Here is an 11,004-nt window from a genome sequence, read left to right on the forward strand (position 1 = left end):
GGCAGACGGGCCCGCCAGCCTGGGGCGAAAAAGGGCAGAGGGTATCGCGGATCGGCACATGAGATGGTGTTCCTTGCGAAGGAGCGCGCGGGGCGACAGAGGTCAACAACGCCGGAGCCCAAGCCGACTCGGCGTCGGCATAGCTGTCATTCGGCGAACAGCGTTGTGGATTTCAGGGAAGCCGCAGCGGGGGCCGCTCATTACCTCCTTGCGTCTTGCGGCGCTACCGACTACGTCCGCAACGTCTCCACCGCCAAGCACAGCCGCTGCGAACACCCTCAATGGTCCTCACGATCGCCGGTTTGGCTAACCGGCGATCGTCGTCTATGTTGCGCCCCGCACGGGGAGGTCCGCCGACGTTCTTATCGGCGGACGACGCTCGGAAGGCCAGCCGGTAGGGCCAGAGACCCTGGGGCGCCATCCATCACGAGAGCCAAGAGCCCACCGTCAGTGAGCCGGTCAAGGACGTTCAAAGGTGCCAGGCGGATGGGATCAGTGAAGCGAACGGATCTGAGAGCGGGATTCAACAGGGGGCCTCCCTGGGGCGGGCCTCGGCTGACAGGACCGGGTAGGACGAACAGGGTGCGGGAGCGGCCAGCCTGCTGCCGGTCGTATCGGCACCCCACACCCCTGCGCTGACCAGCTTTTTTTACGGGACGTTGTACGTTGACATGGCCCCGGGGAGAGGTTCCAGTCCTTGAGGGCTCTTTCTCGTCTGCCGTGGGCGAATCCGCCCCGGGGGCCCTGCGCACGGCTGGGCTGAGGTCACTCGGTGGGGGACCTCGTCGATCACGGCCTGGTCATCGCCGAGCAGCCTCTGACCTTCGCAGAGGCTCAGCCGTGCTAACGGCCACGGAAACCAAGTGACCGGATGCGAGGAGAAGCTGCTTCTCTCCCCGCTGGGGAGCGATTGTCAGTGGTGTCTGTCAGGGTATGCGCGATGTGTGGCGAGACGAGGGGCGGCATAGGTGTTCGAGCGTGATGACGCGGGAGTGTCCGAGTCATTCGATCTTGATTCGTTGACGGTGGGCGACCGTCTGCGGCTGTTCAATTTCACGCAGCGCGATGATCCCTTGGCATACCTGTGGGTGCTGCGGGCGATGAACGTGCTGCGCGCGGTACACCAGTTGCAGGTCCACCCCGACGATGTGGCGAATACGCTGAACGAGCTCGCGGCAGCGCACGACGAGGTACCAGCCGCCGCCGACTTGAACCTGCGCGGGATGCTCGACAACCTCTCCTCGGACAACGAGCAGGTCCTCTACCGGGTGGAGGACCCGTTGCGTTGCGGCAATCTGGCCGCGTACCGGAACCGGCAGTCGGTCTACCAGTTCACGGAGATCGGCTACCGCGTCTACTGCGCGGTGGAAGAGGTCATCGGGTCCCGGGTACAGGACGCGAACCTGTCGCGGCTGGTGTTTGCCGACATCCTGGCGGACTTCAAGGCGCTGGCGACTGCGAACCGGGAGGGCGACCAGGACGAGGTGTATCGCAAGCTCGCCCGGCTGGACAACGTGCTGGAGGACATGACGCAGCGGGCGGCACGGTTCTATCTGACCTTGAACGACGTTGCGCGTACGACGGACGTCTCCCCGGAGACGTTCCTGCGGTACAAGCACGCGCTGCTGGCGCATATGAGTGAGTTCACGGCAGAGCTGGAGCGCTACGCTCCCCGGCTCGCCGAGGCCGTGAACGAGGTGGAAGACAGCGGGGTGGAGACGCTGCTGGAACGGGCTGCGGCGGTGGATGAACGGCCGATGATGCGGCCGGCCGCGCGGCTTGAGGACTGGCGGCGGCGGTGGATGGGCCTGCGCCAGTGGTTCTTGGCTGACAGCCCTGGGGAGACCAAGGCCGCTCAGCTGCAAGGCGCTACCCGCACGGCTATCTCGGGAGTCATTGGACTGCTGCGGCAGGTGACGGAGTCGCGTCGAGGCGGGGTGAGCCGGACCACCCAGCTAAGGCATCTTGCCGCCTGGGCGGCTGCTGCGCCGGATGAGCAGGCGGCGAACGCGCTGGTGTCCGCCGCTTTCGACCTGCGTTCGGTGCGGCATCTGTCGGGTGCCCACGACGACGATGACCAGATTTCACCGCGGGCGACGTGGTGGGATGCACCCGGTGTGGAGATCAGCGTCAGCCTGTTCCGGCATGGCAAGCGGCCTGCGCCGGGCGGGCCGCAGCCAGTCCGGACGCGTCGTGGCGCGCACGCCCGGCTGCGAGAGCAGCAGCTGGCGGATCGGGCCGCGGAACGGGAGGCCGCCACGGATCTCCTGGACCACGGTCCCCACGACCGGGTACTGAACGAGGCGGAGACCCGAGCCGTGCTCAAGCTGCTGACCCGAGCACTCCAGGCACGAACGGTCGTCGCGGGCCGGCTGCGTTCAGGGATTGGCAGCAGCGACGTGCTGACGCTACGTCTGGTCCCGAACGAGCGCGGCAGCCGGCTGCGGACGGAGACCGGCACACTGCGCCTGCCCGGCTTCGCCCTGGAGATCAAGCCTCACGGTGCGATGCGCCGGCGCCGAACGGAGAAGCCCTGATGGCTGCCTATCGCGTCGCCGCCTCGGTGGAGCCGGCGGACCTCGGCTCGTACCAGCAAGCTGCCCGGCTCATGCTGCTGCACGGCGTTGTCACCGAGAGCTATCCCCGAGCCAAGGCGCTTGCGCTGGTGCTGCAGTGGTCAGACGAACTGGCCAAGGACTTCCGTGACTTGTTCGGCTACTCCTTGCAGACAAGCGCCCGTCACGCACGGCTGCTGCGGCGGCTGGACGCGTTCGATGCCAGCCAGGCGTTCCTCACGGTGAAGAGCAAGAGGCCGTTCGACCGGCGGCGTCTGGCCTACCTGTGCCTGATCCTGGCCTGCTTGCACCGGTCACGCATCGAGATCAACCTCGCCGATCTCGTCAAGCTGCTCACACCGTCCGCCAACGCGATCGAGCACCTGGGCTTCGATGCGACGGCGCCGGGCCACAAGGACGCAGTCGTGGATGTGATGGACTGGCTTGTCGACCGGGGTGCACTGCGGATCTCCGATGGTTCGATGGAGGACTGGGCCCGTGACCACGACCGCGGCGACGCGCTGTTCGACATCGACCACGACACTTGCGCGGCGCTTTTCAGGCCGAACAAGCCGCTGCAGCATCTGGTCAGCGCTGCCGGTCTGCTGGACACCCCGACCGCCGGCACCGGACGAGACCCCCGTCGGCGATTTGCTGCCCAGCGAGCTCGCCGACTGCTGATCGAGCACCCGGTGGTCTACTTCAGCGACACCGACGCGGAGACGGCGATAGCGCTGCGCCAGCCCACCCTGGCGGAGGACATCGCACGGCTGACCGGGTTGCCGGTCGAGCGCCGCGCCGAGGGGATCATGCTCGTCGACATCACTGGGCACTTCACTGACAAGCGATTCCCCGGCCGCGGTGGAGCGGTCAACCGCACTGCCGGACTGCTGCTCGCAAAGATCGCGGACTTGCGGGAAGACCCGGACCGGGCCAGCAGTCTTCAGTACCTCCTGCCCGCCGGACCAGGGGAGGACCACGCGGACCTGCTCAGCCGCATCGACATGGCCCTGCCGCAGGCCGGCACGCTCGAAGCCTTGGCGCACGACCCGCATGCGGACGCTGGTTGGCACGCGAACGAGGCCGATCCGGACGTCCCAGAGCATGAAGGGCAGACGGGCCTGCCTTTCGTGGAACACGGCACGTTGGAGCAGATGATCACCGAGCTCTACGAAGAGTTCGGGCCCTCCTCCTTCACCAACAAGTGGCAGGCCGACCCCAGCGGGCTTCTGGCAGAGGCCGTCGCTCTCCTAGCGGATCTACGCCTGGTCCATGTCGTCCCCGGCGGCATTCTGATCCGGCCCGCGGCCGGCCGCTACCGCAACATCACCGCCGTCCTGCCGCGCCCAGCGCACGGCCAGTTCGCTTTCGACTTCCCCACTGAGGACACCTCTCGATGACGCTCATCCCCCACTCTCGCACCGCTGACGAGTCGGAGGTTCGCTTCAAGCCCACCCGCGCCGGAGTGATCGGCCTGTGGGACTACACCGACGAAGAATTTGTCTTCGCCGATGGCCGACTGGTCCTGCGCGGACACAACGGCTCCGGCAAGACCAAGGCCCTCGAAGTGCTGTTCCCCCTCGTGCTGGACGGTGTCCTCGACGCAAGGCGTCTCGATCCGTTCAGCGGCGAGGAACGGACCATGAAGTCGAACCTGCTCTACAAAGGGCAGGAGTCCGCCTACGGTTATGTGTGGATGGAATTTGCCCGCACCGACCCGGACGGGGAGGTCCTCGAAGCCGTCACCGTGGGGATCGGCATGCGGGTGACCAAGGCGATGTCCACTCCCGCCCGATTCTTCTTCGTTACCGACGGCCGAGTCGGCATCGACTTCGGCCTGCTGGACGGGGCCTCGCGCCCGCTGCGGGAGAAGGCCCTGGAGGCGCTGCTGGGCAAGAAAGCCATCTTCGATACGGCGGAGGCGTATCGGGAGAAGATCGATGACCGGCTGTTCGGGCTGGGCCGTGAGCGCTACAGCCAGCTGGTCAGCCTTCTGCTCCAGCTGCGGCGCCCGCTGTTGGCCAAGGATCTTGACCCGGTCAAGCTGTCCGAGACCCTTACCGCCGGCCTGCGCCCCGTCGACGATGACCTCATCCTGCAGGCCGCCCGCGACTTCGAGAACCTCGCCGAGATCCAAGCGCTCCTCAACGCCCTGACGGGGGCGGATACCGCAGTCCGTAACTTCCTACGTGACTACACCACTTACCTGCGCGCCCATGCCCGTGACCGCATCGACCACGTCACCGGTCGCATCCAGGACACGGCCGCCCAGTGCGAGAAGATCATGGAAGCGGCGGAGGACCGCCGTGCCTCGGAGCGGCAGCTGGCTTCCGCACAGCAGGAGCGGGATGCCGCTGAGCGCCAGTGCAATGAGCTCGGCGCCCGCCTGGCCGAGTACAAGGACCACGACGCCATCAAGCAGCGGGACGGCCTCAAGGAACTACGCGATCGCGTACACGCGGAACGCCAGGGCCTCGCCGAGAGCGAACGCCACCTCAGCCAGGCCCAGAAGAGCTTGGCTACCCTCAAAGGGGAGGCAGAGCGCGCTGTCCAGCGGCACGGTGAGCTGCGCAAAGCGGCCTCCCGGCACACCGACAACCTGATGGACGCCGCGCGCAGCTGCGGCATCCTGCACGACGACGCCACGCTAGATCTTGGTGCCGAGCTCGACACAGACGTGGCAGGTCGCGTAGCCGCGCGGCGCAGCGAACTGAAGGACGTACACGCCCACCTCGGCGCATTTGAGGACGCCAGGAAAGCCCAGGAACGCGAGCAGGATCACTGCGACACGGCCAGCGGTGAGCTGACCGAGGCCGAACGACAGTCCACCGCAGCAGCTGAGCGGCTCGAGATCGCCCGCACCACGGCCAGCCAGGAGCTGGACGAATTCATCAGCCGCTGGAGCAGCGGCAACGACATCACGGTCTTGGCCGCCAGCGACGGTGACGCGCTACGCGCGGCCGTCGACGCAGTGGGGGAACCCGAAGCGGCCCCGCTCTTGGAGGTGTTTCGTTCCCTCACCGACCAGCGCCGTACCAGGGCCGCGGCCCGCGTCGATACCTTGGAGCGGGAGCACAGCGGCGCTGCGGATGCTCTGCGCAGCAGACAGGGTGAACGCGACACCGTGGCCGCCGAGGCTGATGACGCGCCCCCGCCCAGTGACCTGCGTCCTGCCAGCCGCGACGAGCGGCTCGGCGCGCCGCTGTGGCAGCTCGTACAGTTCGCCGATCACGTCCCGGAGGACCATGCAGCCGCTGTGGAGGGCGCCCTGTACGGGGCCGGCCTGCTCACCGCCTGGCTGCACCCCGACCCCGTGCTCACCGACCAGGCACTGCACGACAAGGTCGCCGACGCCTATCTGCGCCCGCTGCCTCCCGCACAGCGGCCCACCGGACCCACCCTGGCCGACCTGCTGGTCGTCGAAGATCAGCAGCTCGTCGCCGCCGCGACCGTACAGGCTGTCCTGGCATCCATCGCCGTAACGGACGACATCCCCGCAACGGACGACGCACTGCCCGCTCCTGCGGTCACGACCGGCTCGCATTTCAGCCTCGGCGTCCAGGTCGGTGCGCATCCCAAGGAGCAGCCGGAGTACATCGGAGCCACCGCGCGAGCCGCCCGTCGGCGCGAACGGCTGCGCGTGCTCGACGAATCCATCGCCGCCCTGGAAGCTCAGCTCGCCGGCATCGAAGAGCAGCAGCGGTACGCGCAAGAGGCATTCGACGACTTCGACCGCGCCAGGCGCGAGCTCCCCCGCACCCGGCCGATCACCGAGGCGGTAGGCGAGGTGGCCGTGGTGGCGGAGAAGGTCACCGGTGCCCGCCGCCGCCTCGCCGAAGCCCGCAAGCGGCTCGACGGGACGATCGCGCGCGCCCATGAGAAGAACCGGCAGCTTCGGCATGCGGCCACGGCTGCACGACTGCCCACCGTCCGTGAGGAACTGGACAAGGTAGCCCAGGCGCTCGACGACTTCGCCGGCGCCGGCAAGGCGCTCTCCACCTGCCGTGAGCAGGCCGATGCCGCCGAGCGCGACATCGCCGGCCGCCGGGACATCATCGCAACGCAGACCGAGTCGTGCACAGAACAGGCTGAGGCGCTGCAGGCGCGTAAGGACGCGTTCGCCGTTCAGGAGGAACGTCTGCGCACCCAGGAAGCAACGCTCGAAGCCCCTCTGCAGGAGATTCTGCAACAGATCGCGGACGCGGAAGTGCAGCTCACCGCAGCGCGGAAGACGTACGGCCGTGCGAGGAAGGAAGCGGAAGATCAGCGAGACCGGCTTCTGAAGGCTGACCATGCCCTGGAGTTCGGCAGTACAGCACTGGCCACGGCCGTGGCTGAGCAGGTGCGCACCACGCTCACGCTGGAGCCGTATGCCCGGCCCGACCTCCTCGGCCTCCTCGAAGCGAACGCCGAGACCGTCTGGTTGCCGCAGGACGTGTGGCCGAGCCCCGAGCAGGCAGTCCAGACCCTCATGGACAGCCTGACCTCGCCCGGCACCTCCCTCACGGGCATCCAGGCCGCCCAGAACGTCGTCCCCGCATCCGTCGCCTCCTTGATCAACGCGCTCGACGAGGCGACCCGGGGCCGGCCGATCACCGCGAGCCTCCTGAAGACCGTGACAACCAAGATCTCTACCGCTATCACCGCGCTGGAGGCAGCCCTGCTGGAGTCCGATCAGGGTTACCTCTTCGAGTGGGAGCCGGCCGGAGACATCATCCTGGCCCGGGTCACCGACAGCGAAGGGCCAGCTCCCGTAGCGGACTTCGCCCGCCGCCTGGCCGAACAGCTGGCTGATCAGAGCGTGCTGCTGGAAGACAAGGAACGGACCGTTCTGGAGGACGGCCTCCTGACCGGGCTGGCCGAGCAGATCCACGATCGCACCGTCGCCGCCCGCGACCTGGTCAGGAGCATGGACGCCGACACCCGCTCCAAGCCGATGTCCTCCGGTCAGACGGTGGGCATCAACTGGGTGATCTCCGACGCGCTCACCGACTCCCAGCAGGCTGTCAACAAACTGCTCGACAAGAACGCCTCCGGTCTCGGCCCAGCCGGACTGGCCGATCTCCGCTCCCACCTGCGCAGCCAGATCCGCACCAAGGCCGCTGCCGACAAGAAGAGGAGCTACCAGCAAGTGATCGCGGAAGTCCTGGACTACCGCACCTGGCGCAAGTTCGAGCTCCGTCTGTTCCGGCCGGGCATGAGCGAGGAGGAGCGGAAGAAGGGAGAACTGCTCACCAAGGCCAAGCACAGCGTGATGTCCGGCGGCGAGAAGTCCGCCTCCATCCACCTGCCGCTCTTCGCAGCCGCCCACGCCCAGTACACCTCCGCGTACCCGACCTGCCCGCGGCTGATCGCCCTTGACGAGGCTTTCGCTGGCATCGACGAGAAGTACCGTCCCGATCTGCTTGCCCTCACGGCCAAGTTCGACCTCGACCTGTTCATGACGGGCTACGACCTGTGGATCACCTACCCCGACGTGCCTCAGATCTCGCACTACGACATGAAGCACGACGAGGCGTCTCACACCGTCTCCGCCATGCTGCTCGTCTGGGACGGCGAACAGATCCTCGATGACCTCGAATACCCCGGATCCGACGATCTGGCCGCCGAACTCCTCGGCTTCACGCCCCGTCGGCACGTTCCCGCCCAAGCAGGACTGCTCGCAGACATCCCCGATGACGAGCCGACGAACGACGATACCGAGGAAGCAGAATGACCGGATCAGCAGCGGCATACGAGCGCTACCGGGCCCCCGAGTTTCGCCGGCTCCTGGCCGCTGCCCGGCGCTCGCTCGAGCGTCACGGTGGCGAGGTCAAAGGCTCCATCGGCCTGGCCAACCCGACCACTGCAGAACGCAACGCCATCATCGGCATCACCGGCACATACCGGCCAGCCGACGTCCGCCGCATCACCATCCCTCTTTCAGTGCTGGAGCAGAGCGTCCGCAACGTCACGGGCATGTCGCTCCTCGATGTCCTGGAAGAGATCGGCCCCGAGCTTCGCTTTCGCGCCGATGAGCGGACAGCGGTCGATCAGGCACGGCAGGCGATCCTCGCTGAAGGCGAAGCCAGCCCGCTGCACGCCGCGCACTCCTGGTACCGGCAGTGGCTGGCCAGCCTCGCATCATCCGACGGCACGATCACAGCACTGATCAATAAAGAGGACACCCACCTCTTCAGCCAGGCCGTCCGCGTCCTGGAACACCTCTACAACCGGCCCAGTGACGCTCCACCGATCATGCTCCCTGCCTTGGCCGACGCCACCACTGGAGACACCAAAGCCCTCAACCCCGGCCGCGGCTCGCTGCCGACTCTGGTCCTGCGGGCCCTGGCCATGGCACGTGGAAAGCCGCTCGAATCAGGAGCCGAGGCTCGGCGCGAGCTGTGGGACGCCTTCGACGTCATCGTCGACGACCTCGCCAGCCGTGTCCTCGTCCTCAACCTCCCCGCGACCGGCCAGGGGCTGGGCCAGTGGCTCACCGACGCCGCCCGCTACGGCACTCCCTTCCACGTCACCCTCCACCAGCTCGTCACCCTCCCGATCGCCGTGGACCTGCCAACGGTGTACGTCTGCGAAAACCCGGCTGTGCTCCGCCGCGCCGCCGGTGAGCTCGGTGCCGGCAGTCCGCCGCTGATCTGCGCCGAGGGTCGTCCCTCGACCGCCTTTCACCGGCTGGCGCGACTGATCATCGAAACTGGCGGCACCTTGCGCTATCACGGGGACTTCGACTGGCCCGGCATCGACATGACCAACCAGCTCCGCGCCCGCTACCAGGCCGAACCCTGGCGGATGAGCGCCGCGGACTATCTCAGCGCTGTTCGCGCCGACAGCGATCACGTCCCCCTGAGCGGCAAGGCACAGGACACCGCCTGGGAGCCGGGGCTCGCTGAGGCCATGAAGCGGGAGAACCGCGCGGTCTACGAAGAGGCCGTCGCTGACGTCCTCCTGGCGGATTGGAAGGGACCGGCAAGGAAAGAGGGCGATGGGCAAGCGCATGGGCCACGGCACTGCCTCCCGCAAGAGATGGCGGCGCGTGCCCAGTGACGCGCATCACTCAATCACCTTTTTCAAGCCAATGTCGGTCCGCGGTCCGCCCAGCCGCGTGGAGCGGCGGATCATGGTCATATCCTGCGTGGCTTTCGGGAGCGGGGCTGGTTTTCAGGAGTGTTCGGATAACAGGCAAACTGATGGACGACGTGAATCTGGGAGTGCGTACGTGGAAGGGCGTGGACTGAGCTCATGACCAAGAGCCCCACTCTGATCGGCCGCTACACGGTGGCGAGGGAGCTCGGCTCGGGCGGCATGGGTGAGGTCTACCTTGCGTACTCCCCCGCAGGGTCTCCGGTAGCGGTGAAGGTGATCCGGAGCGACAAGCTCGACCCCATGACACGGGCGCGCTTCGAGAAGGAAGCATTGATCGCCCGGACGGTGGTGGGCACCAACCGGGTGGCGCGGTTCCTGGACGCCGACCCATACGCGGACCGGCCCTGGCTGGCCATGGAGTACGTGGCCGGACACACGCTGCTGGCCTGTGTGGACAGCGACGGCGTCCTTCCGCTCCCTCTGGTGGCCAGCCTTGGCGCGCTGCTGGCAGAGGGCCTGGATGCCGTACACCGCGCCGAACTGCTGCACCGGGACCTGACGCCGAAGAACGTCATCATGGGGGGCGACGGCCCGATGATCATCGACTTCGGACTGAGTGCGTTCATGGATGCTACTCAGGAGTCCTTGTCACACAGCGGCATGATCGTCGGCACTGTGCGTTGCATGCCTCCCGAGCAGGCGAGCGGCCATCCGCAGGTGACGCCGGCCGCTGACGTGTACGCGCTTGGGACGGTTCTGCTGTACGCGGCGGCCCGCCACTACCCGTACGACGGGTCGCGGTGGGAGGCCATCGTGGCTCAGATTGCCAACGCCGGGATCGCCCCAGATCTCAGCGGTGCGCCCTCTGGACTGGTGCCGTTGCTGACGTCGATGCTCGCCTACGCTCCGGAGGACCGGCCGACGCTCGATAGCGTCGCTGATGCGTGCGGCGACCTCATGGCGGCTTCGGGGATGGCGCCGGCGGACGCGCGGCTCGCCCTGATCGCGCGCTCCACAGCGGAGCAGGCATCGGGGCCGTCCGTCGAGCCCTTGTCCCCTGCGGTCGAGAAGGTCCTCGCAGAACAGGCTGCGCTCTTCGAGACCCCGGCCAGTCCGCTCGATGTACCACCGGGAGCAGATGCAGCCGCCGTGGCGGAAGAACAGGAGGACCAGCAGGGTACGCCGTCCGAACCGCCCGCGAGTCCACACAAGAAGGCTGCGAGTCCGTCGCGCCCCAGCCGGCCACCGGCGTCTGAGCGGGTGGCCGGGGAGCTTCGAGCGGCGTACGCAGCGGCCGCAGCCCTCTGACCACGGGCGCTGTCGGTGCCCGGTGGGAAGCTGATGCGACGGGTGTGTACCCCGCCAG

5 protein-coding genes are annotated in these 11,004 nt (G+C 67.5%); all 5 read left to right on the plus strand.

Annotated features, from left to right (window positions below):
• Positions 1 to 968 precede the first annotated feature (968 nt).
• The 5 genes from SCAB_RS10025 to SCAB_RS10045 all read left to right on the plus strand — a co-directional run bounded on the left by SCAB_RS10025 (position 969) and on the right by SCAB_RS10045 (position 10,946).
• A complete protein-coding gene (locus SCAB_RS10025; protein ID WP_012999952.1) occupies positions 969 to 2,537 on the plus strand; it encodes a TIGR02677 family protein in 1,569 nt (522 codons plus the stop codon).
• A complete protein-coding gene (locus SCAB_RS10030; RefSeq protein ID WP_012999953.1) occupies positions 2,537 to 3,955 on the plus strand; it encodes a DUF2398 family protein in 1,419 nt (472 codons plus the stop codon). Before SCAB_RS10025 ends, SCAB_RS10030 begins: the two co-directional genes overlap by 1 nt.
• Positions 3,952 to 8,271 (plus strand): TIGR02680 family protein, encoded by a 4,320-nt coding sequence (locus SCAB_RS10035; protein WP_012999954.1) that lies wholly within the window; start codon positions 3,952 to 3,954, stop codon positions 8,269 to 8,271. Before SCAB_RS10030 ends, SCAB_RS10035 begins: the two co-directional genes overlap by 4 nt.
• Entirely contained in the window at positions 8,268 to 9,599 is a 1,332-nt protein-coding gene (locus SCAB_RS10040) for a TIGR02679 family protein (RefSeq protein ID WP_012999955.1), read from the plus strand. Before SCAB_RS10035 ends, SCAB_RS10040 begins: the two co-directional genes overlap by 4 nt.
• 195 nt (positions 9,600 to 9,794) lie before the next feature.
• The gene (locus tag SCAB_RS10045; RefSeq protein WP_012999956.1) at positions 9,795 to 10,946 is read left to right on the plus strand and encodes a serine/threonine protein kinase; all 1,152 of its coding nucleotides are present in this window, start codon (positions 9,795 to 9,797) and stop codon (positions 10,944 to 10,946) included.
• Positions 10,947 to 11,004: the final 58 nt, after the last annotated feature.

The sequence above is a fragment of the Streptomyces scabiei 87.22 genome (assembly GCF_000091305.1).
GTDB classification, from domain to species: domain Bacteria; phylum Actinomycetota; class Actinomycetes; order Streptomycetales; family Streptomycetaceae; genus Streptomyces; species Streptomyces scabiei.

What these genes read in the sequence shown, in the direction of transcription:
- SCAB_RS10035 (WP_012999954.1), top strand. Translation starts at nt 3,952, where the DNA reads ATGACGCTCATCCCCCACTCTCGCACCGCTGACGAGTCGGAGGTTCGC.
- SCAB_RS10045 (WP_012999956.1), top strand. Translation starts at nt 9,795, where the DNA reads ATGACCAAGAGCCCCACTCTGATCGGCCGCTACACGGTGGCGAGGGAG.
- SCAB_RS10040 (WP_012999955.1), top strand. Translation starts at nt 8,268, where the DNA reads ATGACCGGATCAGCAGCGGCATACGAGCGCTACCGGGCCCCCGAGTTT.
- SCAB_RS10030 (WP_012999953.1), top strand. Translation starts at nt 2,537, where the DNA reads ATGGCTGCCTATCGCGTCGCCGCCTCGGTGGAGCCGGCGGACCTCGGC.